General features: G+C 70.3%; 23 protein-coding genes and 1 riboswitch. Of the genes, 16 read left to right on the plus strand and 7 right to left on the minus strand.

The genetic code is table 11. The annotated features are described in order from the left end of the window. Positions 1 to 142: 142 nt before the first annotated feature. The 6 genes from PKE78_RS06705 to PKE78_RS06730 all read right to left on the minus strand — a co-directional run bounded on the left by PKE78_RS06705 (position 143) and on the right by PKE78_RS06730 (position 7922). Positions 143 to 1249 carry an ABC transporter substrate-binding protein gene (locus PKE78_RS06705; RefSeq protein ID WP_271200942.1) on the minus strand — a complete coding sequence of 369 codons (1107 nt, stop codon included), beginning with the start codon at positions 1247 to 1249 and terminating at the stop codon, positions 143 to 145. A 77-nt stretch (positions 1250 to 1326) separates the two neighbouring features. Further along, positions 1327 to 2532 carry a xanthine dehydrogenase family Fe-S subunit gene (locus tag PKE78_RS06710; protein WP_271200108.1) on the minus strand — a complete coding sequence of 402 codons (1206 nt, stop codon included), beginning with the start codon at positions 2530 to 2532 and terminating at the stop codon, positions 1327 to 1329. Next, positions 2529 to 3377, minus strand: coding sequence for an FAD binding domain-containing protein (locus PKE78_RS06715; protein WP_271200109.1), 849 nt, complete (start codon positions 3375 to 3377; stop codon positions 2529 to 2531). The genes PKE78_RS06710 and PKE78_RS06715 overlap by 4 nt, the downstream gene beginning before the upstream one ends. Continuing rightward, entirely contained in the window at positions 3374 to 5758 is a 2385-nt protein-coding gene (locus PKE78_RS06720) for a xanthine dehydrogenase family protein molybdopterin-binding subunit (RefSeq protein ID WP_271200110.1), read from the minus strand. Before PKE78_RS06720 ends, PKE78_RS06715 begins: the two co-directional genes overlap by 4 nt. After that, positions 5755 to 6618 (minus strand): alpha/beta hydrolase, encoded by an 864-nt coding sequence (locus tag PKE78_RS06725; RefSeq protein WP_271200943.1) that lies wholly within the window; start codon positions 6616 to 6618, stop codon positions 5755 to 5757. Before PKE78_RS06725 ends, PKE78_RS06720 begins: the two co-directional genes overlap by 4 nt. A gap of 17 nt (positions 6619 to 6635) precedes the next feature. Continuing rightward, on the minus strand, positions 6636 to 7922 hold the full coding sequence (locus PKE78_RS06730; protein WP_271200111.1) for an amidohydrolase/deacetylase family metallohydrolase: 1287 nt from the start codon (positions 7920 to 7922) through the stop codon (positions 6636 to 6638). On the opposite strand from PKE78_RS06730, the gene PKE78_RS06735 reads away from it, so the two are divergent. Next, entirely contained in the window at positions 7888 to 8562 is a 675-nt protein-coding gene (locus PKE78_RS06735) for a MarR family winged helix-turn-helix transcriptional regulator (RefSeq protein WP_309299095.1), read from the plus strand. The two genes, PKE78_RS06730 and PKE78_RS06735, sit on opposite strands and share 35 nt — an antisense overlap. Before the next feature lie 28 nt (positions 8563 to 8590). Here PKE78_RS06735 and PKE78_RS06740 read toward each other — a convergent pair whose 3' ends face one another. Next, positions 8591 to 9982, minus strand: a complete 1392-nt coding sequence (locus PKE78_RS06740; RefSeq protein ID WP_271200112.1) for an aminotransferase-like domain-containing protein — start codon at positions 9980 to 9982, stop codon at positions 8591 to 8593. A gap of 128 nt (positions 9983 to 10110) precedes the next feature. On the opposite strand from PKE78_RS06740, the gene PKE78_RS06745 reads away from it, so the two are divergent. From PKE78_RS06745 to PKE78_RS06815, 15 genes are all read left to right on the plus strand, one after another. Beyond that, positions 10111 to 10971, plus strand: coding sequence for a DMT family transporter (locus tag PKE78_RS06745; protein ID WP_271200113.1), 861 nt, complete (start codon positions 10111 to 10113; stop codon positions 10969 to 10971). A gap of 85 nt (positions 10972 to 11056) precedes the next feature. Then, positions 11057 to 11428 carry a DUF971 domain-containing protein gene (locus tag PKE78_RS06750; protein WP_271200114.1) on the plus strand — a complete coding sequence of 124 codons (372 nt, stop codon included), beginning with the start codon at positions 11057 to 11059 and terminating at the stop codon, positions 11426 to 11428. 31 nt (positions 11429 to 11459) lie between these two features. Next, positions 11460 to 13199 carry a fumarate reductase/succinate dehydrogenase flavoprotein subunit gene (locus tag PKE78_RS06755; protein WP_271200115.1) on the plus strand — a complete coding sequence of 580 codons (1740 nt, stop codon included), beginning with the start codon at positions 11460 to 11462 and terminating at the stop codon, positions 13197 to 13199. A gap of 12 nt (positions 13200 to 13211) precedes the next feature. After that, a complete protein-coding gene (locus tag PKE78_RS06760; RefSeq protein ID WP_271200116.1) occupies positions 13212 to 13445 on the plus strand; it encodes a 4Fe-4S dicluster domain-containing protein in 234 nt (77 codons plus the stop codon). A 148-nt stretch (positions 13446 to 13593) separates the two neighbouring features. Next, positions 13594 to 14556, plus strand: coding sequence for a HEAT repeat domain-containing protein (locus PKE78_RS06765; RefSeq protein ID WP_271200117.1), 963 nt, complete (start codon positions 13594 to 13596; stop codon positions 14554 to 14556). A 244-nt stretch (positions 14557 to 14800) separates the two neighbouring features. Continuing rightward, positions 14801 to 15595, plus strand: coding sequence for a Crp/Fnr family transcriptional regulator (locus tag PKE78_RS06770; protein WP_428981241.1), 795 nt, complete (start codon positions 14801 to 14803; stop codon positions 15593 to 15595). 434 nt (positions 15596 to 16029) lie between these two features. Further along, positions 16030 to 17391, plus strand: coding sequence for a nitrous oxide reductase accessory protein NosL (locus PKE78_RS06775; RefSeq protein WP_271200118.1), 1362 nt, complete (start codon positions 16030 to 16032; stop codon positions 17389 to 17391). A 4-nt stretch (positions 17392 to 17395) separates the two neighbouring features. Continuing rightward, positions 17396 to 18286 carry an ABC transporter permease gene (locus PKE78_RS06780; protein ID WP_271200119.1) on the plus strand — a complete coding sequence of 297 codons (891 nt, stop codon included), beginning with the start codon at positions 17396 to 17398 and terminating at the stop codon, positions 18284 to 18286. Next, positions 18283 to 19191 (plus strand): ABC transporter ATP-binding protein, encoded by a 909-nt coding sequence (locus PKE78_RS06785; protein WP_271200120.1) that lies wholly within the window; start codon positions 18283 to 18285, stop codon positions 19189 to 19191. Before PKE78_RS06780 ends, PKE78_RS06785 begins: the two co-directional genes overlap by 4 nt. Before the next feature lie 48 nt (positions 19192 to 19239). Further along, positions 19240 to 19578: a ferredoxin FdxA gene (gene fdxA / locus PKE78_RS06790; protein WP_271200121.1), complete on the plus strand. Its 339-nt coding sequence runs from the start codon at positions 19240 to 19242 to the stop codon at positions 19576 to 19578. A gap of 206 nt (positions 19579 to 19784) precedes the next feature. Next, a complete protein-coding gene (locus PKE78_RS06795; protein ID WP_271200122.1) occupies positions 19785 to 20558 on the plus strand; it encodes a ferredoxin--NADP reductase in 774 nt (257 codons plus the stop codon). 58 nt (positions 20559 to 20616) lie between these two features. Continuing rightward, positions 20617 to 20818, plus strand: a riboswitch (cobalamin riboswitch). Between the two features lie 110 nt (positions 20819 to 20928). Then, positions 20929 to 23151 (plus strand): TonB-dependent receptor, encoded by a 2223-nt coding sequence (locus PKE78_RS06800; protein WP_271200123.1) that lies wholly within the window; start codon positions 20929 to 20931, stop codon positions 23149 to 23151. A gap of 4 nt (positions 23152 to 23155) precedes the next feature. Continuing rightward, positions 23156 to 23938 (plus strand): ABC transporter ATP-binding protein, encoded by a 783-nt coding sequence (locus PKE78_RS06805; RefSeq protein ID WP_271200124.1) that lies wholly within the window; start codon positions 23156 to 23158, stop codon positions 23936 to 23938. Then, positions 23935 to 24882, plus strand: coding sequence for an ABC transporter substrate-binding protein (locus PKE78_RS06810; RefSeq protein WP_271200125.1), 948 nt, complete (start codon positions 23935 to 23937; stop codon positions 24880 to 24882). Before PKE78_RS06805 ends, PKE78_RS06810 begins: the two co-directional genes overlap by 4 nt. Next, positions 24869 to 25915 (plus strand): FecCD family ABC transporter permease, encoded by a 1047-nt coding sequence (locus tag PKE78_RS06815; RefSeq protein ID WP_271200126.1) that lies wholly within the window; start codon positions 24869 to 24871, stop codon positions 25913 to 25915. Before PKE78_RS06810 ends, PKE78_RS06815 begins: the two co-directional genes overlap by 14 nt. Positions 25916 to 25933: the final 18 nt, after the last annotated feature.

Consider the following 25933-nt stretch of genomic DNA (forward strand, 5'->3'; position numbering starts at 1 on the left):
GAGCTCCGTTCGTGAAGTTCGCGGCCGTCATGCCCGGCGAAAGCCGGGCATCCACGACTTGGGCGTAGGGCGTTCGCCGCGAGGACGTCGTGGATGCCCGCGGAGGCGGGCGTGACGGCCGTGTGGTTTCAGGCCGCTGGGATCAGAGCTTCACTTCGGCGATCTGGCCGTCGGAAATCTCGATCAGGTAGACGCCCGGCTTGGACTGTCCGCTCTCCTTGCCCTCGGGGCCGGACTTCACGAACTTGATCGGGCCGTTCAGGCCGGTCAGCTCGACGTCCCAGAACGCCTTCTGGATCGCCTTGGGCTCGACCGAGCCGGCCTTCTCGATCGCCGCGGCGATGGTGCGGACGCCGTCATAGCCGCGGAAGCTTTCGGTCGTTCCCGCAAACGGATAGCCGCGCTTCTTCCACTCGGCGAGGAAGTATTCGGTCGCCTTCGGATCCGGGGTCTTGTCCGGGGACCAGGGCAGGAAGGTCGTGAGATGCATGGTCTTCTCGGCCGCCGAGCCCGCCTGCGCCACGATCTGGTCCGGGTTCTGCGAGCCGCCGGTGGTGACGACCCGCTTCTTCACGCCCGTGGCCGCCATCTGCTTGAACAGCAGCGTGAGCTGGTCCACCGCCGCGGTGATCATGATCGTGTCGGCGTCGGTGCCTTTGATCTTGGCGAGCTGGGCGCTCATGTCCTGCGCCGCGGCGTCCATGGTCTCGGTCAGCCCGACCTCGACGCCCTTACCCTTCAGCATCTTGCCGAAGTCGGCCGCCGCGCCGCGGCCCCAGTCGTTGTTGATGACGAGGAAGTCGACCTTCTTGATCCCGAGCTTCTCGACCATCGGCGCGAACATCTCGGCCTCGAGCGCCGAGGGCGGCGAGATGCGGAACACGAACGGGTTTCCGGACGTCGTGATCTTGCCCGAGGACGAGGTCTCGACCAGCATCGGAATCTCGTACTCCTCGAGCTTCGGCATCACCGCGAGGGTGAGGCTGGAGCCCCAGGCGCCCATCATCACCGGCGTCTTGTCGGAGGTGATGAGCTTCTCGGCGACCGCCGCCGCCTCGGTCGGGTTGGACTTGTTGTCCTCGATCACGAGCTGGATCTTCTTGCCCAGCACGCCGCCCTTGGCGTTGATCTCGTCGGCGGCGATCTTGGCGCCGTTGACGACATAGGCGCCGGAGGCCGCGAACGGCCCGGTCAGCGGCTGGTTGACGCCGATCTTGACCGTCTCCTCCGCGACGGCGGGCGCCGCCATCAGTCCGAGTGCCAGGGCGGCGATCGATGCTATGCGGTGCGTCGGCATGGCCATCTCCAAGTGTTTTCGAAACATGCTCATCGGCGCGCCCGGAGGCGCGCCAGCCAGGACGCGATCCGGCCGAACAGCAGTCCGGTCGCGAGGCGTAGGGGATTGAGGCCGGGCGAACCGGGTCCGGCGTCCGGCGCGCGGCCGGCGAGCCGCGCCTCCAGATTGCGGGCGAAATCGGCGACGAGCCGGCCGGCGATGTCGCGCACGAGGCCGGGCCGGCCGAACTGGGCGATCGGCCCCTTCAGGGCATAGCCGACCGTCAGCCGCACCTCCGAACCGCCGTCCGGCCCGTCGACCACGCGGTAGCGGATTTCGCCCTGCGCGCCCGAACGACCGTCCGCGCCGGCGCCGAGGATGCGGCCGGAGCGCTCCGCCTCGTCGCGCGCGATCGTCGCCGCGCCCCGGAAGGCGACGGCGATCGGGCCGAGCGCGACGCGGATGCCGCCTTCGGCGCGGTCGGGCGAAGGCATGGCGTCGACGAAGGCGCCGGGCAGACACTCCGCCACCGCGCGCACGTCGCCGAACAGCGCGAACACCCGTTCCGGCGGGAAGGCCACGACGAAGCTTTGCTCGAACGTGTGAGCGGGCGCGAAGTCGGACACCGCGACGGCCGAGGTCGACGGAGCGGCGATGGGCTCGATCGGCGCGGCGGGCTCACGGGGCGCCGCCGTCGCGCAGCGCGCCCCGACTGGCCCAAGCGCCCGCACCTCGCCGGAGACCGGCTCGATCCCGCGCGCGCGGCGGTCCGCGATGACCTGCTGGATCGCGCGGACGATGCCGAGATAGCCGGTGCAGCGGCAGAGGTTTCCGGCGAGGGCGACGCGGATGCGGCGCTCGTCGGGCTCGGCCAGGCGGAGCGCGAGATCGCGCGCCGTCACCAGCATGCCCGGCGTGCAGAAGCCGCACTGCAACGCGTGCTCGCGGTTGAAGGCGGCGCGTAGCTCGGCCATCAGCGCGTCGTCGTCGAAGCCCTCGATGGTGACCACGTCCGCGCCCTCGCAGGTCGCGGCGAAGGTCAGGCAGGACCGCGCCGGCTCGCCGTCGACCAGCACCGTGCAGGCGCCGCAGACGCCGTGCTCGCAGCCGAGATGGGTGCCGGTGAGATTGAGGTCCTCGCGCATGAAGTCCGCAAGGTGCGTGCGCGGCTCGACCTCGGCCGCGACGGCGCGGCCGTTGACGGTGAGCGCGACCGGCGTCGCGCCCGCGCGGCGGAGACGGACGGGGGCGTTCACGCTGCGCTCCTGAGGGCCGGAGGCGTCGCGTCGAAGGCCTGCGCCAGCGCGCGGCCCAGCGCCTCCAGATGGATGTGCCGGTCGACGGCGTCCTCGACGCCCCCGGCGGCGAGCCGCCGGCCGGCCTCCTCGCGATCGAGGCCCGACGATCGGTCGAACAGCGCGAGCGCGTCCTCGATCACCAGCGGCGGCGCGTCGATCGCGCCGGCGACGGCGCGGGCGGTTCCGCGCTCGGGATCCACCAGCGCCGCGCCGATCGCGTGCGCGAATTCACCGATCTTGCGGGCGTGCTTGACGTAGCCGAAGCGGGCAGCCGCCGAGACCAGCGGAATCCGTACGGCGACGAGCAACTCTCCCGGCTGAAGCGCCGTCGCGAGCGCGCCGGTGATAAAGGCTCCAATCGTGAGACGTCGCCGTCCCGAGCGCGAGGCGATCTCGACCTCCGCCCCGAGCGCCGAAAGCGTCGAGACCCAGTCGGCCGCGGGGTCGGCATGGGCGAGGCTGCCGCCGATCGTGCCCCGATTGCGCACCGCGCGATAAGCGATGCCCGACGCCACCCGCGCCAGCATGTCCCGCCCGACGTCCGGCGCGCGGCCGTCCTCGAAATCGGCGTGGGTGACGCAGGCGCCGAACACGAGGGCGTCGGCCTCGCGGTCGATGCGGCGCAGCTCCGGAATCCCCGCGATGTCGACCAGAAGGTCGGGCTCGACCAGCCGAAGGTTCAGCATCGGCCCGAGCGACTGGCCGCCGGCCAGAACCTTCACGAGGCCGGCGGTCGCGCCGAGCGCCGCCAACGCCTCGGACAGGTCGCGTGGGCGAACAAGATCGAAGCGCGCCGCCTTCATGCCGCGCTCCTCTGCGCGCCGCGCGCCTCGGAAACGCTTTCGCGCGCGGACAGAACCGCCTCGACGATGCGGCGCGGCGTGACGGGCGAAACGAGCATCTCGACGCCGAGCGGACGCAGCGCGTCGTTGATGGCGTTCGCGAGAGCCGCCGGAGGCGCGATGGCGCCGCCTTCGCCGATCCCCTTCACGCCGAAGCGGGTGTAGGGCGACGGCGTCTCCATATGGTCGATGCGCGGGCTTGGAACCTCGGCCGCGCCCGGCAGCAGGTAGTCGGCGAAGGTGGACGCCAGCGGCTGCCCGCTCGCGTCGAACGGCATCTCCTCCAGCAGCGCGGTGCCGACGCCCTGCGCCAGCCCGCCAAGAATCTGGCCGTCGACGACCAGCGGGTTCACCAGCACGCCGCCATCCTCGACGATGACGTAGTCGAGGATCTCGACGCCGCCGATCTCCGCGTCGACCGCGACCACGACCGCGTGAGCGGCGTAGGAGAAGGTGCCGCTGTCGCGGACGGGCTTGTAGCCGGCCGTCACCTCAAGCCCGCCGCCATGCGCGTCGGCCGGCAGGTCCTGCGGGCGCCGGTACCAGACGCGCGCGATCTCGGCGACCGTGGCGTCGCCGTTCGGGCCGACGACGGCGCCGGCCTCGAACCGGACGTCCGCGGGATCGGCCTGCAGCAGATGGGCGCCGATCGCGGTGAGGCGGCCCACGAGTTCGGTCGCGGCGGCGGCGACCGCGCCGCCGGTCATCACCATCATGCGCGAGCCCCAGGCGCCGGTGGAGTACGGCGTCATGGCGGTGTCGCCGTGGACGACGCGGATCTTCGCGACCGGCAGGCCGAGGATCTCGTTCGCGACCTGGGCGAGCGTGGTTTCCAGCCCCTGCCCGTGGCTGTGCGCGCCGATCCGGAGCTCCAGCCCGCCGTCGGGCGTCACGCGCGCGCCGGCCTGCTCGTGGCCCGGCACCATCGGGATGCCCCAGCCGGAATAGACCGAGGTGCCGTGCGCCGCCTGCTCGCAATAGATCGACAGCCCGAAGCCGATGCGCCGCCCGTCCGGCTCGCCCGCCTTCTGCCGCGCGCGCACCGCGTCGACGTCGATCGCCTTCACGGCGCGGGTCAGCGCCTGCGGGTAATCCCCGCTGTCGAAATGCTTTTTCGTGATGTTGTCGAACGGCATCTGCTCGGGCCGCACGAGATTCCTCAGGCGCACCTGCTCCGGCGTCAGGCCGGCTTCGACCGCGACCGCGTCGAGCGCGAGCTCCAACGCGAAGCAGACGCCGGTGCGCGCCACGCCGCGATAGGGAAGGATCGGAGCCTTGTTGGTCGCGACCGACCATGTCCGGCAGCGATAGGCCGGGAAATCGTAGGGGCCGGGCAGGATGCTCGCGACCTGCGCGGCTTCGAGGCAGGCCGAGAACGGATAGGCGGAGTAGGCGCCGCTATCGACGATCGCCTCGCAGTCGACGCCGCGGATCGCGCCGTCGCGGTCGGCGTAGACGGTGATCTCGTAATGGTGCTCGCGGCAGTTCGCCCCCGCCGTCAGGTGCTCGCGGCGGTCCTCGATCCAGCGCACGGGATGGCCGCAGCGCAGCGCCAGCCAGCCAAGGCAGACCTCCTCGGGCAGCAGGATGCCCTTGTAGCCGAAGCCGCCGCCCACGTCGGGCGCGGCCACGCGGATGCGGCCCTCCTCGATCCCGAGGCATTCGGAGAGGCCGGAGCGCACGATGTGCGGCATCTGGCAGGCGGTGTGGACCGTCAGCTGGTCCAGCCGGCGGTCGAGATGGGCGACGACGCCCCTGCCCTCCAGCGGCGCCATGCACTGCCGGCTGGTGGAGATCGAGCGGCTGACCTTGATCGGCGCGTCGAAGGCCTTTTCGATGCCGACGTCCACGAAGGTCTCGAGGAAGACGTTGTCGCCCCAGTGCTCGTGGACCAGCGCCGCGCCTGGCTCGCGCGCGAGACGCATGTCGTAGAGCGCCGGAAGCTCATCGAGATCGAGCTCGACGCGGGCGGCGATGTCCTCGGCCTCGGCGCGGGTCGCCGCCACGCACATGGCGACGAGTTCGCCGACCTGCCGGACCTTGCCGAAGGCGAGCACGGGCTGCTCGGAGACCTTGAAGCCGGGCAGGCCCGAGACCGCGCGGATCGGCGCCACGCCTTCAAGATCGTCGGCGACGAACACCTGCGCGCGGATGTCGTCCGGAATCCGAATCCCGCGGATGCGGGCGTGGGCGAGCGGGCTGCGCACGAAGGCGACGTCCTGCATGCCGGCCATCCGGATGTCGGCCACGTACTGACCGCGGCCGCGCATGAAGCGGTCGTCCTCCTTGCGCGGCAGCCTCGCGCCGACGCCTTCTCCGCGGGCTCCGGGCGCGGCGCTCATGCGGCCTCCGACCGTGCTTTCGCCACGGCGAGGATCGCGAGCGCGGCCTGGGTCAGGGCGCCGTCCGGCGAACGGAGCTCTTCGAGGATCGAGAAATGGTCCGCGCCCGCGATCGGGATCAGCGGACCGGCCGCGCCCTCGGCCGTACGCTTCGCGTGCAGCGCCTGGGCGTCACGGACGAGCGCGGGAACCTCGGCCGTCCCGTAGGCGATCGCCAGCGGCTTGTTCACGACCGGCAGCGACAGCGGCGAGAGCGTCTCGACCTCGCGGTCGGTCAGGTTCAGCGCGGCGTTCAGGAAGGTGTCGCGGATCGGCCCAAGCGCGTAGACGCCGGAGATCGCGAGCCCCGCCCTGACCGAGGAATGACCGAGCAGCATGGTGGTCAGGTGCCCGCCCGCCGACCAGCCGGCGAGCACGAACGGGCCGTTCAGCCCGTGCTGGCGGCCCTCGCGGGCGAGCCAGTCCAGCGCCTCGCCCAGCTCCGCGACGATCTCGGTGAGGCTCGCGTCCGGCGCCAGCGTATGGCTCGGCATCGCGACCGACCAGCCGGCCGCGACCGCGCCTTCGGCGTAATGCGCGAACACCTCACGCGAGTTTTTCTGCCAGTAGCCGCCGTGGATGAAGACGAGGCAGGGCGCGTCGCGATCGGCGGACGGGTAGAGGTCGATGCGGTTGCGGGGTTTCGGCCCATAGGCGAGGTCGAGCTTCGCCCCATGGCGCGAACGCCAGTCCGCCGCGAGCTCGTCGCGCTCGGCCGCCCAGGCCGCGCTGTTCGCGACCGCCGCGACGTTGTTGTAGGCGGCGTCGCGCTCGTCTTGAGACAGCGTCTCCCAGACGTCCTGCGGCGCGGGTTCCGCCATGTGGGCGGCCGGAGCGCTCACGCCGCGATCGCCTGCGGCAGGATCGGGCTGTCGGCGTCGATGCGCTTGCCGGCGCGCAGGCAGAAGGCCGGCTGCAGCAGGCGCTCGGCGATGACGCGGTAGTCCTCGTTGTCGCGCAGCACGAAGCGGCCGCGGACGTCGTCGAGCACGGACACGTCCGCCGTCCTCCCAACCGCGAGCGAGCCCAGCGTGTCCTCCATCTGCAGCATCTTCGCGGGATGCGAGGTGACCATCTTGACCACCTCCTCCAGCGGGATGCCGAGCGTCATCATCGAGCTCATGGCCTGGGTCAGGCTGAAGCGCGCCTGGCCCTTGAAGGGGTGGTTCTCGTCGTCCTCGTGCTCTTCCGGCGTGCCGAGCGGCACAGGGATCTCGGGCACCTGCGTGTTGTAGCCGTGCATGTCGGCGCCGAGCGTGTGCGGGATCACGCCGGCCGCGAGCGCCTGCTTGGCGAGGCGATAGGAGAAGTGCGACCCGTGGCCGACGTCCACCTTCAGGCCACGGTCGAGCGCCGCCTGGATGACGTGGTGCAGCTCGCCCTCGCGGTTCACGAAGCCGCCGGGGTGGCGCGTGAAGGGATGGGCCAGCACGTCGCCCTCCTTCAGCAGCGGGATCACGCGCTCAAGGATGGTGTCGGCGTCCTCGCCGTTCTTCCCGCTCTCGGGCAGGCCCCAGAGCTGGCCGAAATGGACGTAGAGCGGCACCTCGGCGCGGCGCGCGATCTCCGCGGCCATCTCCATGACCTTGATGCCCCAGCGCGCGAAGCCGCCGATCTCGGCGTGGCCCTTGATCCCGCGGACGAGGTCGCGGTTCGCGGTCGCCGAACGCACGGTCGCTTCGATGTCGACGCAGTCGGGGCTGTAGAGGTTGGGGTAGAAATGGCCCTCGAGGCCGCCCACGAGATAGGCGGAGAGGAAGGCCAGCACGTTGGTCTCGGACGGCTCGGCGATGAACTTGCGGAAGCCCGGCAGCGTCATGCAGGACGGACCGCCCTGGTCGATCACGGTGGTGACGCCCGAGCGCACGCCGACCATGTCGGGATCGAGCCCGAAGCGGCCGGTGACGTACTGGTAGACATGGCCGTGGGTGTCGATCAGGCCGGGCAGCACCAGCCTGCCGGAGACGTTGACGACCTCGGCCGCCGCGCTCGGCAGGATCGCCTCCTCGACCGCGGCGATCTTGCCGGCCTTCACCGCGACGTCGCGCACCCCGTCGACGCCGGAGGCCGGACAGATCACCCGTCCGCCCTTGAGCACCAGATCGTACCGTGTCGCGTCCGCCATTCGTTCCTCCATCCCGCAGGCCGCCCGGCTTGCCCGGCGGCGCGAAAAAGCGAAGTATGCTTCGCAATTCCTCATGCAGGCGGCATGCCATCTGGCGAGCGGCTTGCAGGGCGAAAGCCTGGAAGAGCCTTTCAGCGAGACCCTGCGCGTGAGCGAAAACGCCTCAGATTCAAATTGTTACAAAGAAATTTGGCCGCTGATCGAACGTCCCGGATTTCTGGCGCGGCGGCTTCATCAGATCCATGTGAGCCTGTTCGCCGAGCTGTGCGCCACGTTTCGGATGACGCCGCTCCAGTACAGCCTGCTGTCGGCGCTGGCGGTCCTCGACGAGGCCGACCAGACGACGCTGGCGCGGGCCGTGGCGCTCGACCGGACGACGACGACCGGGGCGCTGAAACGCCTTGAATCCAGAGGACTTCTGCAGCGCGTGACCTCGGCGCAGGACCGCCGGGCGCAGGTGTGCCGGATGACCGCCGAAGGGGCTGCGCTGCTCAGCGCGATGGAGGCATCGGCGCGCGCCGCCCACGAGGCCACCGTCGAGGCGCTCAACGCCGACGAGCGCGCCACCTTCCTTGAGTTGCTGAAACGCGTGGTGAGCGCCCATGCCGGGCGCCGCGCGGAAAACCTGCGCGAGAGTTAGGCTCGAAGCGCCCGATTGCTGTGCAGGATCATGTCCGCGCCATGGCGCGCGCCAGCACGTCGTAGACCCGCGGGTCGCCGCACTGCGCCACGTTGAAGCGCATGAAGCTGGACGCGGTGCGCGAGACGCTGAACACGTCGCCGGGCGCCAGCACGACGCCTTCGGCCAGCGCGGCGGTCGCGACGGCTGCGGCGTCGAGGCCGTCCGGCAGGCGGCGCCAGAGGAACACACCTGCCCGCGGTTCGGTCCATGGCGCGAAGCCGAGCCGCGCGAGCTTCGCGTCCACGTCGCGCATCGCGAGCGACAGGCGCCGGCGGAGCGCCTCCACATGCCGGCGGTAGCCGCCGTCGCCGAGCGCGCCCGCGATCAGTTCGGTCGCGGCGGGGCTCGCGGCCCCGAAGCCGGTCGCGACCTGCAGGTCGATCAGCCCCTCTATCCAGTCCGCCCGCGCCGCGATGTGCCCGCAGCGCACCGAGGCCGACAGGGTCTTCGAAAAGCTGCCGATCCGGATGACCCGGCAGAGCCCGTCGAGGGCCGCGAGCCGCGGCGACGGCTCCGGCTCGAAATCCGCGAAGATGTCGTCCTCGACGATGACGACGTCATGGGCCGCCGCCAGGCTCAGCACGCGGTGCGCGACGTGCGGCGACAGGCTCGCGCCGGTCGGATTGTGGAGGCCGGAATTGGTGAGGTAGAGCCGCGGCCGGCGCTCCGCGAGAACCTTCCCGAACGCCGCGAGGTCCGGGCCGTTCGGCGTGAACGGCGCGCCGACGATCTCGACCTGATGGGCGCGCAGCAGCGCGAGGAAGTTGAAATAGCAGGGGTCGTCGACCAGCACCGTATCGCCCGGACGGAGCAGAAAGCGGCAGACGAGATCGATCGCGTGGGTGCCGGAGGCCGTCAGGATGATCTGGTCCGGCGCGGCCTCCACCCCCTGGTCGGCCATGCGGCGCGCGAGCAGACGGCGCAGCGCAGCCGAGCCTCGCGCCCCGCCGTAATCGGCGAGCGTGGCGTCGTCGGCGCGCGCCAGCGCCCGGATCGACCGTCGCAGCTCGGTCATCGGCATCCAGTCCGCCGGCAGCCAGCCGCAGCCGGGCTTCAGCGTCTCCGGGCCGGCGTCGAGCGACTGGCGCGACACCCACAGCGGATCGACGGCGCGGTCGAGCTTCGGCCCGACTTCCGCAAGCGTCAGCGGCGCAGCGCCGCCGACGACATAGAAGCCCGAACCGCGGCGGGACCGGATCAGGCCCTCGGCGGCCAGCCGGTCATAGGCCTCCACCACCGTTGACGGCGACACCCGCATCGCCGAGGCGAAACCGCGGATCGACGGCAGCCGGTCGCCGGGCGCGAGCGTGCGGCTCGTCACCCGCCGGCGGATCGCGTCCATCACCTCGGCCGTGCGCGTCGTCTCGGCTAGGCTCATGCCCGCAGCCCCTAACTGTATGGGTTTAGCCTGCATAACAGTTTCGCCGGATTGTACTGCTCCGTCTCTGGCGGCGCCAGCCCGCTCCCCGCTAACGGTCGACGCCGCGACAGGGCGGGGAGGACGGCATGGGACGGGCGATGGAAGGCTGGGGCAGCGGCCTGATCGGCGTGATCATCTTCAGCGGCTCGCTGCCGGCGACGCGGGTCGCCGTCGGCGGCCTGCCGCCGCTGTTCCTGACCTCGGCGCGCGCGGCGATCGCCGGCGCGCTGGCCGCCGCCCTGCTGCTCGCGCTGCGTCAGCGGCGCCCCTCCCGCGCGGACCTCGTTCCGCTCGCGATCGTCGCGCTTGGCGTCGTCGTCGGCTTCCCGCTGCTGACCGCGATCGCGCTCGAGCGCATCACCTCGGCGCGTTCGATCGTCTTCATCGGCCTGCTGCCGCTCGCCACCGCCCTGTTCGCGGTCGCGCGCGCCGGCGAACGTCCGAAGCCCGCGTTCTGGCTGTTCGCGATCGTCGGTGGCCTGTCCGTCGCGGGGTTCGCGCTCGCGACCAGCGCCGGCGGCTCGCTCGCCGGCGACCTGCTGATGGTGGCGGCGGTCGCGATCTGCGGACTCGGCTACGCCGAAGGCGCCGCGCTGTCGCGCCGGCTCGGCGGCTGGCAGGTCATTTCCTGGGCGCTGGTCGTCGCGCTGCCGGCGGCCGCGCCGTTCGCGCTCGCGAGCGCTCCCGCGACGTGGGACGGCGTCGGCGGCGCGGCGTGGCTCGGCCTCGGCTACGTCTCGGTGTTCAGCATGCTGGTCGGCTTCGCGTTCTGGTACCGCGGGCTTGCGCTTGGCGGCGCCGCCGGCGTCGGCCAGCTGCAACTGCTGCAGCCGTTCTTCGGCTTCGCGCTGGCGGCGCTGCTGCTCGGAGAGCCCGTCGCCTGGCCGATGTTCGTCACGACCGCCGTCGTCGTCGCCTGCGTGGCGGGCGCGAGGCGCTTTGCCTGAGGAACGCCGGCCGCCGGCAACTAATTGCTGTCTCCGTTCCGCGGTTTCCCATCCTCTTGCAGGCACGATGCGAGAGGAGAACGCGATGGAGCATCCGCTCGAACGGATCGCCGGCGGCCAGCCGCCCTTCGATCCGGCGGACACGCCGGCGGAAGCCGCCGTCCGCGACGCCGGCCGGGAGCTCCGGCTGAGCTTCCACGACGGCGACGTCGCCACGCTTTCGGCCGAGACGCTCCGGCTCGGCTGCCGCTGCGCCTGGTGCACCCGCGCCCGCGCCGACGGACGTTTCCCCGCTGCGTTTCCGGGCGTCGCGATCACAGCGATCGAGCCGCTCGGCGGCTACGCCGCGCACATGACCTTCGACGACGGCCACGACCGCGGGATCTACCCGTGGACCTATCTTCGCCGCCTCGCCGCGGGCGAGACCGCCCCGGCGGCTCCCGCGCGCGCCGCCTGAACCGACCCCCGCGAGCCAGACGAGACATCTCATGAGCGAGCCCAAGACCGAGATCATCGAGACCGACCTGCTCGTCATCGGCGGCGGCACCGGCGGCCCGATGGCGGCGATCAAGGCCAAGGAAGCCAATCCGAAGCTGCGCGTCGTCCTGATGGAGAAGGCCAACGTCAAGCGCTCCGGCGCGATCTCCATGGGCATGGACGGCCTGAACAACGCCGTCGTGCCGGGCTACGCCACGCCCGAGCAGTATGTGAAGGAAATCACCGTCGCGAACGACGGCATCGTCAACCAGAAGGCGGTGATGGCCTACGCCACCGGCTCCTTCCCGATGATCCAGTACCTCGACAAGCTTGGGGTGAAGTTCGAGAAGGACGGCTCCGGCGAGTACAACATGCGCAAGGTCCACCACATGGGGACCTACGTGCTGCCGATGCCGGAAGGCCACAACGTCAAGAAGGTGCTGTACCGGCAGCTCCGCCGCCTGCAGGTGGCGGTGACGAACCGCTACATGGCGACCCGGCTGCTGAAGGGCGCCGACGGCCGCATCGCCGGCGCGGTCGGCGTCAACACCCGCACCTCCGAGTTCCTGGTGGTGAAGGCGAAGGCGGTCATCCTCGCCTGCGGCGCAGCTGGGCGCCTCGGCCTGCCGGCCTCCGGCTACATGTTCGGCACCTACGAGAACGCCGCCAACTGCGGCGACGGCTACGCCATGGCCTACCACGCCGGCGCCGAGCTCGCGAACCTCGAGTGCTACCAGATCAATCCGCTGATCAAGGACTACAACGGCCCGTCCTGCGCCTACGTCACCGGCCCGTTCGGCGGCTTCACCGCCAATAACAAGGGCGACCGCTTCATCGAGTGCGACTACTGGTCGGGCCAGATGATGCTGGAGTTCTGGCGCGAGCTGCAGTCGGGCAACGGCCCGGTCTACCTCAAGATGGACCACCTCGCGGAAGAGACGATCTCCGAGATCGAGACCATCCTGCACACCAACGAGCGGCCCTCGCGCGGCCGGTTCCACGAGCGGCGCGGCAACGACTACCGCAAGCAGCCTGTGGAGATGCACATCTCCGAGATCGGCTTCTGCTCGGGCCATTCCGCCTCGGGCGTCGCAGTCGACGAGTTCGCCCGCACGACGGTGCCTGGCCTCTACGCCGTCGGCGACATGGCGAGCGTGCCGCACAACTACATGCTGGGCGCATTCGTGAACGGCGGCATCGCCGGCGCCGACGCGGCCGAATACTGCGCCAACGTCGACCTCGCCGCGCATGACGAGGGCCACCTCGCCGCCGAGAAGGAGCGCGTGCTGGCGCCGACCCGGCGCGAGGACGGGCTGACGCCGCACGAGATGGAGTTCAAGACCCGCCGGCTGGTGAACGACTATCTCGAACCGCCGAAGGTGACCGCCAAGATGCGGATCGGCCAGCGCCGCTTCGCCGAGATCCGCGACGACCTTTCGGCGCTCTGCGCCCGCGACCCGCACGAGCTGCTGCGCGCGCTCGAGATGCAGACCATCCTCGACTGCGCCGACATGGCGGCGGCGGCCTCGCTCTACCGCACCGAAAGCCGCTGGGGCTTCTATCACCTGCGCGTCGACCATCCCGAGACCAACGACGACGAGTGGTTCTGCCACACCGCCCTCTACAAGGACGAGAACGGCCAAATGGCCCACGCCAAGCGCGCGGTCGACCCGTACATCGTGCCCGTCGAGGCCGACGAGATGGCCGCCTACCACCAGCTCCGCGTGAAGACGCCGGCCGCGGCCGAGTGAGGAAACAGAGCCATGCCGATCATCACCCACGCCAAGAGCGCCGCTGTCGTCATCGACGACGCCAAATGCATCGCCGAGAAGGGCTGCACCGTCTGCGTCGACGTCTGCCCGCTCGACATCCTCGCGATCGACGAGGGGCGGCAGAAGGCGTTCATGAAATACGACGAGTGCTGGTACTGCATGCCCTGCGAGGCCGACTGCCCGACCGGCGCGGTCAAGGTCAACATCCCGTACCTGCTGCGCTGAAGCCCCTCGTCATGCCCGCCCGCAGGGCGGGTATCCACGACTTGGCCGGGGCAGCGCTCGACGCCTAAGTCGTAGATGCCCGGCTTCGCCGGGCATGACGTTCGGAGGCTCGGCTGAACGTCGCGCTTAAATTTTGGAGCTTTGCGCCATGCCCGTTTTCGACGCCTTCGACGACGACCTCGACGACCTGAAGGAGCGTGCGGCCGATCCGGACGCCGGCGTCCGGCGCGTCGCCATGATGGAGCTCGCGGAGCAGGTCGGCCCGGAAGCGATCGTGTTGCTGCTGAAGGGTCTGGGCGATCCCGACCCGGAGGTGCGCGCCGCCGCCGCCAAGGCGCTCGACGAGCATGACGGTCCGGAGGTCGTCGAGGGCCTGGTCGGCTCGCTCGAGGATCCGGACGAGACCGTCCGCCTGTCGGCGGCGGAATCGCTCGCCGACAAGAAGGAGCCGTCCTGCGGCCCGCTGCTGATCGAGCGCGCGGAGCACTCCGACCCGTTCGTGCAGGCGGCGGCGCTGCGGGCGCTGCGGGAGCTGACGCTGCCTGACGCGCTCGCGGCGGCGCTCAAGGCGCTGCGCAACCCGGCCCCGGAGGTGCGCCGCGAGGGCCTCGGCGTCATCGGCTGGCTGAAGGCCGAGCAGGCGATGCCGGCGCTGATCGCGACCGCGTCCGACGAGGACCCGACAGTGCGCCGCGCCACCATGTCCGCGCTCGTGTTCGTCCGTCCGGGCGGCCCCGGCGCCTCGACGCTGGTCGCGGGCCTGTCCGACCCGCACTGGCAGGTGCGCGAGGAGGCCGCCGTCTCCGCCGCCAAAATCCGGTTGCCAGAGGCGACCGTCGCGCTGATCGGCGCGCTCGGCGATGACGTCTGGCAAGTGCGGATCAAGGCCGCCAACGCGCTTGGCCGGCTGAAGGCCGAAAGCGCGGTCGACGCGCTCGGGCCCCTGCTCGACAGCGACATACCGAACCTGCGCAAAGAGGCCGCCGCGGCCCTCGGCGAGATCGCCTCGCCCGCGGCGATCCCGGCGCTCGAGCGCGCCATGGACGACCCCGATCCGGACGTGCGCAAGATGATCCGTTGGGCGCTGGGACGCTGCCACGCGGCGGTGTGACCCGGCCGCCGCAGGGCGCCCATCCCTACTCGCAACGACGAACGCGCCGGCCCTCGCCGGCGCGTTTTGCGTTGGGGCCGCCTCCCGGATTTAAATGACTCAATCTATTTATTAGATATATTAAACGCGCCTCGCCCGTGGGGAAGCGCCGCAATTGCGCTCAGTCTGCACGACTTTGAAGCTTTGAATTGGAATCATTCCGTGTTTCGCTGCAGTGCGAATTCGGCTCTCGGAGGACGGTGACGTGCAACCATCGACGGCCGCAGCCTGGCCCCCTCTCCAGTCCGCTCACCCCGCGGTCGCCGCGCCCGCCGCCGCGCTGCTGCTGTCCGATGGCGAGGCGCAGGCGACGGCGCCCGGCGCGCAGCGCCAGCGCCCCCTGCTTGAAGGCCTGACCGAGAGCGAGCGCCGGCAGGTGCTGGAGCGCGGCCGCAAGCGCGTGCTCTACCGCGGCGGCACGCTGTTCAGCCAGGGCTCGCCCCATGACGGCATCTACCTGATCGAGAGCGGCCGCATCCGCGTGTTCTACGCCGCCCCCTCCGGTCGCGAGATCACGCTCGCCTACTGGTATCCCGGCAATTTCGTCGGGGGACCGGAGGTGTTCGGCGGCGCGCCGCACGTCTGGTCCGGCATGGCCGCGAGCAATTCGAGCGTGGTCCACCTGCCCGGCGCGGCCCTTCGCGACCTCGCGACCCAGATCCCCGCGCTCGCGATCGGCCTGATCGACGGGCTCGTGTTCAAGGGCAAGTGCTATTCGACCATGGCGCAGATGCTCGGCACCCGCTCGATCACCGAGCGGCTCGCCCATCTGCTGCTCCACCTCGCCGATCTCTACGGCGTGCCGGACGACGACGGCGTCCTGATCGCGGCGAGCTTCACCCATGCCGACCTCGCCCATCTCGTCGGCGCCACCCGGCAGTGGGTCACGATCAGCCTGAAGCGGCTCGCCGAGCGCGGCGTGGTCGAGGCGCGGCGCTCGGACATCCTGATCCGCCGGCCGGACGTGCTGGCCCAGATGCGCAGCAGCGGCGACGCCTGAGAGCGTAATGATCGCCGCTTGAACCGCGGCGTCATGTCCGCGGCTTCGTGGGCATCCACGACTTCGGCGTCGAGCTCGTTCATCCCGGAAAGTCGCGGGCGCCCAGTTCCGCCTCGCATGCGTTCGGCGAGGTCGCAGGGCCGTCGAGCGCCCGCTCAACCCGCCCAAACCGTTCACGCTCCCGGCACAGCCGCCCTCCGGCCGCCGCACATGACGGCAGTGGCATGGCGCGCAAACCGGCAGGCCTTGTTTTTTGGCAACTAATCCACCGCCTCACGGCCTCTCCGTTTGAAGCGGAGCCCCCCCGCTTCGATGATCATTGGCGTCAGTCCTGAACGGACGCTTGGTTCTTCGAAGCGAGGTGGGCGATGTCGGCAGTGAAGCGTGCGCGGTGCGCAATCTCCCTCACGGCGCTCGCCGCCGCGGCGGGCCTCATGGCGTCGGGTCCCGCCCAGGCCGAGACCATCCTCGTCGGCATCGGGACGCAGGACACCACCACCAACACGGTCACGACCGGGGTCGTGATCCGCAAGCTCGGCCTGCTCGAAAAGCATCTGCCCAAGGGCGGCAAATATGAGGGCGTCGAGATCAAGCTCGACTGGCAGAACTTCACCTCCGGCCCGCCCGTCACCAACGGCATGATGGCCAACAAGCTGCAGTTCGGCGGAATGGGCGACTATCCGCTGGTGGTGAACGGCTACACCTTCCAGAACAATCCGGAGTCGAAGTCGCAGCTCATCGCGGTCGCGGCCTACAACATCCACGGCTCGGGCAACGGGATCGTGGTCCACAACGACTCGCCGTACTTCGCGCTGGAGGACCTCAAGGGCACGGTCGTCAGCGTGCCCTTCGGCTCCGCCGCCCACGGCATGGTGCTGAAGGCGATGCAGGACGCCAAGCTGCCGAAGGACTTCTTCCAGCTCGTCAGCCAGAGCCCCGAGGTCGGCACGACCAACCTCAAGGAAAAGAAGATCGACGCCCACGCCGACTTCGTGCCCTTCGCCGAGCTGCTGCCGTTCCGCGGCTTCGCCCGCAAGGTGTTCGACGGCGTGCAGACCAACCTGCCGACCTGGCATGGCGTCGTGGTGCGCACCGACTTCGCCGAGAAACACCCCGAGATCGTCAACGCCTACCTGCAGGCGGTGCTCGACGCCAACGCCTGGGTCAAGGAGGACCCGAAGCGGGCCGCCGAGAAGATTTCGGAATGGACCGGGACCGACAAGGAGGTGGTCTACATCTTCCTCGGGCCCGGCGGCATCATGACGCTCGACCCGACCCTCAAAGCCCCGCTGATCGACGCCGCGAAGGAGGACGTGAAGGTCCTGCAGAGCCTCGACCGCATCAAGACGGCGTTCGACGTCGACCCCTGGGTCAACGACGGCTACATCCGCGCCGCCTACAAGGCCCGCGGCCTCGATTACGACGCCGAGGTCAAGAGCACGGCGAACTACGAGGTCAAGGGCGAGGACGCCTTCTGCAAGACCACGATCGCGGAGCCGCGCAAGGCCGGCGAGATCTGGGTCAAGGACGGCGACATCCTGCCGTTCTCCAGCGCCTCGTGCACGCTCGGCGCGCTGCAGGACTACAAGGCCAAGGGGACGGCGATCAACGTGGCCTACGTCTTCGACACGGCGCGCGGCATCAAGCTGTTCGCGGACAAGGCGTTCTACGTCGTGGGCGACAAGAAGGAGCTTGCGCCCTTCATGCTGAAGCAGGACGCCGACGCCTTCGCGGCGTCCTCGGGCGGCAAGGTCGTCACCTTCGACGACGCGCTCGCCGCAGCCGCGCGGGGCTGAGGCCATGGCCGGCGCGACGCTCCCCACCCCGCTGGAGCGGGCCTCCGCGCCGGCTTCGGCCTCGCAGCGCTGCGGCGCGGCGCCCGGGCGGGGCGCGCCCGCCGCGCCGCGCCGGAGCCGGTTCTCGCGCCTGCCGCTGCGCTCGGCGGCGTTGAGCGTGCTCTCGCTCGCGCTGTTCGTGCTGGCCTGGCACCTGCTGACGACCTACCGCGTCAACATCTACGTCCGCTTCATGAACGTGCCCTCGCCGTCCGACGTGCTGGCGAGCGCGCGGACGGCTCTGGCGAGCTCCGCCTTCTTCGACCACGTCTACATGAGCTGCCGGCGCATCCTCTACGGCTTCCTCATCGCCGCCGCGGTCGCGATCCCGCTCGGGCTGCTGATGGGCCGGTTCCGGCTGCTGAAGGAGCTGGTCTTCCCCGTCGCCGAGGTGCTGCGGCCGATCCCGGCGATCGCCTGGGTGCCGATGGCGATCATGCTGTGGCCCACGAACGAGGAGTCGATCGTGTTCATCACCTTCCTCGGCTCGTTCTTCCCCATCCTGCTCAACACGCTGCACGGCATGGCGACGGTCGATCCGGTGCTGGTGCGGGCCGCGCGCTGCCTCGGCGCCAAGGAGATCGCGCTGCTCCGCGAGGTCTATCTGCCGGCGACGCTGCCGCAGATCTTCACCGGCCTCACCGTCGGCATGGGCGTCGCCTGGGTCTCGCTGATCGCGGCCGAGATGATCTCGGGCCAGTTCGGCATCGGCTACTTCACCTGGGAGGCCTACAGCCTGGTGCAGTATTCGGACATCGCGCTCGGCATGATCTCGATCGGAGCGCTCGGCCTCGCCTCGAGCTGGGCGATCCGCATGGTCGGCCGCCTCGTGATGCCCTGGAGCGCCGCCCGATGACCGCGATCCCCCTGAAGCGCCCCGTCACGACCGAAACGCCGCGCGGGACCGCCCCGACCCGGGGCCGGATAGAGATCCGCGACTTCGGCCTGCGCTACGAGACCGCCGCTGGCGCGACCGACGCCGTCTCCAGCGTGTCGCTGACCGTCGAGCCCGGCGAGTTCGTGTCGATCATCGGCCCGTCCGGCTGCGGCAAGTCCACGATGCTGAACGCGCTCGCGGGCTTCCTGAAGCCGACCTCGGGCACGGTCGCCGTCGACGGCAAGCCGATTGACGGTCCCGGCGCCGACCGCGGCATGATCTTTCAGCAGTACTCGCTGTTCCCCTGGAAGACGGTGCGCGAGAACGTCGAGTTCGGCCTCAAGATGAAGGGGATCGACCGCGCGGAACGCGCGCGGCAGGCGCGCACGCTGCTCGGCCTCGCCGGCCTGTCGCAGTTCGAGAACCAGTATCCGGACGCGCTCTCCGGCGGCATGAAGCAGCGCGTCGGCATCGTGCGGGCGCTCGCCACCGGGCCCCGCATCCTGCTGCTCGACGAGCCCTTCGGCGCGCTCGACGCGCAGACGCGGCTGATCATGCAGCAGATCCTCACCAACATGTGGCAGCGGCTGAAGATCTCGGTGCTGTTCGTCACCCACGACATCGACGAGGCGATCTTCCTTTCGGACCGGGTCTACGTCATGACCGCCCGGCCCGGCGCCATCAAGGCGGAGGTCGCGGTGCCGCTGCCGCGCCCGCGCGAGCCCGCGCTGATCATGTCGTCGGAATTCCTGGCGCTGCGCCGGGGGCTGATGTCGCTGATTCGCGAGGAAAGCCTCAAGGCCATGGGCGGCGAGATCAACGACGACGCCATGAAGGGCCTCGCCGCCAATTTCGAGGGCCAGGACATCGCCAGCGCGCTCTGACGCGCCGTCGACGCCGCTCCCCGCAATCACCCGAAGGAAACGCCGACGATGACCTATGTCGTCACGGAGAACTGCATCCGCTGCAAGTACACCGACTGCGTCGAGGTCTGCCCGGTCGACTGCTTCTACATGGGCGAGACCATGCTGGTGATCTCGCCCGACGAATGCATCGACTGCGGCGTCTGCGAGCCGGAATGCCCGGCCGAGGCGATCAAGGCCGACACCGAGCCGAACCTCGAGGGCTGGGTCGCGTTCAACGCGAAATACGCCGCGCTGTGGCCGAACGTGACCGAGAAGAGCGATCCGCCGGCCGACGCTCCGGAATGGGACGGCCGGGCCGGCAAGCTGGAATCGACCTTCGGCCACGCCGACCCCGCGGCGGCGTGAGGTTTTGGTCCTGACGTCGTCCGCCCCCTCACCCGCCATCGCTGACGCGATGTCGACCTCTCCCCGCTGGGGAGAGGTGAAGAACGGCGCCGCTTCCTTACCTCTCCCCAGCGGGGAGAGGTCGGCCCGCAGGGCCGGGTGAGGGGGCGGACGGCATTCCGAGATTTGCCTGAAACCGAACGAAGCCCTGCACGGGACCTGAGCCGATGAGCAAGTACCTCGAAGAACGCGTGACGCATGTAAGGCACTGGACCGACACGCTGTTCTCCTTCCGAACCACGCGCGATCCGTCGTTCCGGTTCCGGAACGGCGAGTTCACGATGATCGGGCTCGAGATCGAGGGACGCCCGCTGGTGCGCGCCTATTCCGTCGTCTCGGCGAATTACGACGAGGAGCTCGAGTTCTTCTCGATCAAGGTGCCGGACGGGCCGCTGACCTCGCGGCTGCAGCACCTGAAAGTGGGCGACCCGATCCTCGTCGGCCGCAAGCCCACCGGCACGCTCGTGCTCGACAATCTCCTGCCGGGCCGGAACCTCTATCTGCTCGGAACCGGCACCGGCCTCGCCCCCTTCCTATCGATCATCAAGGATCCGGAGGCCTATGAGCGCTTCGAGAAGGTCGTGCTCGTCCACGGCTGCCGGCAGGTGAACGAACTCGCTTACGGCGAGACCATCACCGAAACCCTGCCCAAGGACGAACTGCTCGGCGAGATGATCTCCGCCGGCTTGATCTACTACCCGACCGTCACCCGCGAGCCGTTCCGCAACCGCGGCCGCATCACCGACCTGATGGCGAGCGGAAAGCTGTTCGAGGATATCGGCTTGCCCGCAATGTCGATCGAGAACGACCGCTTCATGCTGTGCGGCTCGCCCGACATGATCCGCGACACCCGCCAGCTTCTAGCCGACGGCGGCTATGAGGAAGGCAACCACGGCGAGGCCGGCCATTTCGTGATCGAGAAGGCTTTCGCCGAGAAGTGATGGCCCGGGCGCCGCCAAAGGCGCCCGAAAGGCCGCATTGCGCCACGCGGAAATGCGTCGTAATCGTGGCGGCGACGGTTCCCCTCGGGGATCAAAAGGGAACGCGGTGAGGACGTCTCGACGTTCGAATCCGCGGCTGCCCCCGCAACTGTAAGCGGCGAGTCCATCGTCATCTCAGCCACTGGGTTTCCGGACCCGGGAAGGCGACGACAGGACGACGACCCGTGAGCCAGGAGACCTGCCGTCAGCCGTGGTCACACGCGAGCACATCGGGCGGGGTGTCCTGATGGGTGCGGAACGGCTCCTCGCGTCTGGAGCCGGGAGGCTTCGTTCGCGGTGACGTGCCACTGCCGTCGCCCGGAGCTTCGCATTGTCGACCTTCCCTTCCCTGACGTCCGGGGCCGCGTTCCGACGCGCCTCGCCCTCCCGCACGCTCAGCTCGGCGCTCGGGGGCGCCTCGCTTCTCGTCCTGAGCGCCGCCCTCCCCGCCGTCGCGGAGGACGCCGAAGGCGTCGTCGCGCTCGATGAGATAAAAGTCTCCGGCGAAGCGCGCGGCCTCGCGCCCGGGCCGAACCTCACCGTGTCGACCGGCGCCGGCAGCCGCCTCGGGCTCACCCCGCTGGAGACGCCCGCGAGCGTCGACGTGGTCTCCGGCGACGTGGTCCGCGACCGCGGCCAGTCCTCCATCGCCGAAGCCGTGACGCAGAACGCCGCCGGCTTCAGCTTCATCGGCACGCCCGGCAACGGCTTCGGGGCCTATTCGTCGCGCGGCTTCACCGGCGTGAACTCGGTCACCACGCTATATGACGGCGTGCGGCTCTACCCCGGCAACGGCACGGTCACCTTCCCGTTCGACACCTGGACGGCGGACCGAATCGAGGTGCTGCGCGGCCCGGCCTCGGTGCTCTACGGCGAGGGCGCCATCGGCGGCGCCATCAACGTCATCCCGAAGAAGCCGCTGACCGACGCGCGCCGCAACGAAGCCCGCGCGGTGGTCGGCACGGACGGCCAGGTCGGCCTCGCCGCCGGCAGCGCAGGACCGATCAATGAGAGATTCGCCTACAGCTTCGACGTGGCGGCCAGCCGCGGCGACGGCTGGATGGACCGGGGCGACTACAAGAACCTCGCCTTCTCCGGCGCGCTGAACTGGCGGCCGACCGACGAGCTCTCCGTCACGCTCAGCCATGACGGCGGCCACAACCAGCCGAGCCGCTACTTCGGCACGCCGCTGAAGGGCGCCGGCAAGGTGGAGAAGGACTGGATCGGCGAGAACTACAACGTCCGCGACGGCGTCATCCGCTTCAACGACAACATCACCCAGCTCAAGGCGGAGTGGACGCCGAACGAGACGGTGGCGCTGCGGGCGGTGGGCTACTACGTCACCAGCAACCGTCTGTGGCGCAACGCGGAGGGCTACGCCTGGAATCCCGCGACCGGCCTGATCGATCGCGCGGACGGCGACTGGATCGCGATCAAGCACGAGCACGAGCAGATCGGCGCGCGGGCGGACGCCACCCTCCGGAGCGAGCTGTTCGGCATGGCGAACGAAGCGACCATCGGCTTCGACGTCAACCGGTTCCGGTTCAGCCGCCTGAACAACTCCCCTTACGCCGGGCCGGGCGGCGACACGTCGCTGCCGCCGACCGGTTTCGATCCGGGCGAGTACGGTTCGACGAGCCGCTATGACCGCGAGTACCGCGCCACCACCACGCAGTACTCGTTGTCGTTCGACGACCGGCTGAAGCTCACCGACCAGCTCTCGCTGGTGGCGGGCCTGCGTTACGACCACCCGGAGATCGACTACCGCAATCTCCGCACAGGCGCTAAGGCCAACCCGACGCTGGATTCGATCTCTTGGCGCGTCGGCGCGGTCTATGAGCCGGTGAAGAACCTCGCCTTCTACGCCCAGTATTCGGAAGCCGCCGACCCGGTGAACTCGCTTCTGTCGCTGACGCCCGCGCAGTCCGACTTCAAGCTCTCCAAGGGCCGGCAGGTCGAGGCCGGCGTGAAGCAGAGCCTGTGGGACGAGCGCTTCGAGTGGACGCTGTCGGCTTTCTACATCGAGAAGAAAGACCTGCTGGCGCGCAATCCGAACGACGCCACGGTCACGCAGCAGGTGGGTCAGCAATCTTCCCGTGGCGTCGAGGCCTCCATCGGCATGGAACTCGGACATGGATGGCGGATCGACGCCAACGGCACGATCCTCGACGCACGCTATGACGACTTCATCGAAGGCGTCTTCAACCCTGTCACGCAGAAGACCGATCCGGTCAGTCGCAAGGGCAACACGCCGAACGCCGTGCCGGAAAAGCTGGCCAACGTCTGGGCCACCTGGCGCTTCGCGGAGAATTGGAAGGCGCAGGCCGGCCTGCAATACGTGGGCAAGACCTACACCTCGGCCAGCAACGACTACAAACGGCCGGCTTACGCGCTGGTGAACGCCGGGCTGCAGTGGAAGCCGACGGGCTATGCCACGCTTGACGTCCGGGTGAAGAACCTCACCGACAAGACCTACGCCTACGCGGGCGGCGACTCCCAGTGGTACTTCGGCGCGCCGCGCACCGCCGAACTCGCGCTGCATCTCAGGTTCTGACGCCATGGCCGCGCCTGTCCGGCTGGAGGTGGAGAATCTGGCGTGGGGGCCTCCGGGCCGCCCCCCGGTGGTGTCTGGCGTAAGCTTCGCGCTCGCTCCCGGCGGCCGCCTGGCGGTGGTCGGGGCGAACGGTGCGGGCAAATCCTCGCTGCTGCGCTGCCTCTACCGGGTCAACCGGCCGCGGTCCGGAACGGTGCGGCTCGACGGCGACGACCTCTGGTCGCTCGCCCCCCGCTTGGCGGCGCGGCGGGTGGCCGCCGTGCTGCAGGAGACGCCGCCGGACTTCCCCTTCACCGTGCGGGAGATGGTTGAGGCCGGCCGCACGCCCCATGCGGCCAGCCTCTTCGCCGGCGACGCCTCGGCCGCGGTGGTGGCGGAGGCCATGGCGCGCATGGAGATCGCCCATCTCGCCGGACGCCGCTTCGCGACGCTTTCCGGCGGCGAGAAACAGCGGACGCTGATCGCCCGCGCGCTGGCGCAGGAGCCGGGGCTGCTGGTGCTGGACGAGCCCACCAATCATCTCGACATCCGCCACCGGCTGGAGGCGATCCGGCTTCTGAAGGGGCTCGACCTCACGATCGTCGCCACGCTGCACGATCTCGACTTCGCGGCCGACATGGCGGACGCGGCGCTCGTGCTGGACGAGGGGCGCCCCGCCGCGTTCGGCCCGGTGCGCGAGACGCTCCAGCCGGACCTGATCCGCCGCAGCTTCGGGGTCGAGGCCGAGGTCACGTCCTGGCGTGGCGGGCTGCGCTTCGCCTACAGCCTGCCGGAGGACAAGGCGTGATCCGGGCCCGAGCGACGGCCGGCGTCCTGCTCGCGCTTTGCGCCGGGCCCGCGGCGGCGCATCCGGTCACGGTGCGGAGCTGCGACCGGCTGGCGACCTACGACCGGCCGCCCGAACGCGCCGTCTCCTACGATTCCAACCTCACCGAGATGATGCTGGCGCTCGACCTCACCGACCGCATGATCGGCTACATCGGCTCGCGCGAGCGGGTGCGGGCGTCCGCGGAGCTGTTCCCCAAGGCGGCCCGCTTGCGCCAGATCCAGCGCCAGTACCCCACGCGCGAAGCGCTGCTTGAGGCCGGGGCCGACTTCTACTTCGCCGGCTGGAGCTACGGCATGCGCGCCGGGGGCGAAGTGACGCCGGCGACGCTCGGCCGGCTCGGGATCCCCGTCTACGAGCTGACCGAAAGCTGCGTCCGCATCGGGCGGCGCGAGAAGCCGACGCTCGATTTTCTCTACCGCGACCTGCTCAACCTCGGCCGCATCTTCGCCGTCGAGGACCGGGCCGAGGCGCTGGTCGCGGGCTATCGCGCCCGCGTGGCGGCGGTCGCCGGACGGGTGGCGGACGCCCCGTCCCGCCCGCGGGTGTTTCTCTATGACGGCGCCGGCCGGGCGGCGGGCACCGCGGGCGGCCACGCCATGCCGACCGCGCTGATCGAGGCGGCCGGCGGCGTCAACATCGCCCACGACGTCGCCGGCAACTGGACGCGCATAAGCTGGGAGAGCGTGATCGAGCGCGACCCGGACGCCATCGTGGTGCTGGACCACGGCGGCGGCAGCGCCGCGCAGAAGATGGCCTACATCCGCGCGCGCCCCGGCCTGCGCGATCTGCGCCCCCTCAAGGAGAACCGGGTGCTGATCCTCGGCTACGACGAGCTGACGCCCGGCCCCCGCAACGTGACGGCGGTGGAGAAGATCGCGGAGTTCCTGCATGGCGCGCGCTGACCGCCGGAGCGCCGGGGTCGGCGTCGCCCTCCGTTTCGCGGCGGTGGCGGGCTGCGGGCTGCTGCTGATCGCGGCCGCCATGGCGGCGTCCCTCATGCTTGGCGCGGCTCGCATCCCTCAAGCCGAGATCGTCGCCATCGTGCTGGAGCGCTTCGGCCTCGCCGGCCCGGGCGCCTCGACGCCGGGGCGGGCGGCGATCGTGTGGGAGCTGCGCGCGCCCCGCGCGGTGCTGGCGGCGATCGTCGGCGCGGGGCTTGGCATGGTGGGCGCGGCGATGCAGTCCGCCACCCGCAATCCGCTCGCCGATCCGCACCTTCTGGGCGTCGCCGCCGGCGCGGCCTTCGGCGCCAATCTCGCGATCCTGCATGTGGGCGACGCATTCGGCCCGGCCACCACGCCGCTGTTCGCCTTTCTCGGCGCGCTGGGCGCGACGCTGACCGTGCTCGCGGTGTCGCGCGCGACCGGCGCCGGGAGCGCGGACCGGTTGATCCTGACCGGCGTTGCGGTGGCCTTCGTGGTGACCGCCTGCGCCAACATGCTGATCCTGTTCGCGGATCAGCGCTCGGCGGCGAACGTCGTGTTCTGGACGCTGGGCGGCTTCGGCGCGAGCGACTGGTCCACCGTGCCGGTTCCGGCGCTGGCGCTTGTTCTCGGCGGAGCGTTTTTCGTGGCGAAGGCGCGGGACCTGAACGCCCTCGCCATGGGCGACGAGACCGCCGCCACGCTCGGCGTCGAGGTGGAGCGGGCGCGCCTCGCCCATATGGTGGTCGGGGCCTTCGTCACCGGCGTGATGGTGTCGGTGTCCGGCATGATCGGCTTCGTCGGGCTGATGACGCCCCACGCCGCGCGGCTTCTGCTCGGCGGCGACAACCGGCTCGTGCTGCCGGCGAGCGCGCTCATCGGCGCGCTCGCTCTGGTCCTGGCCGACATGGCCGCCCGCACGGTGATCGCGCCGGACGACATGCCGGTCGGCGTCGTCACCGGGATCGTGGGCGGCCTCGTGTTCGTGGCGCTGCTCGGGCGCCGGCCATGAGCGCGGCCGCCGCGCGAC

The sequence above is a fragment of the Methylopila turkensis genome, assembly GCF_027922325.1.
GTDB classification, from domain to species: domain Bacteria; phylum Pseudomonadota; class Alphaproteobacteria; order Rhizobiales; family Methylopilaceae; genus Methylopila; species Methylopila turkensis.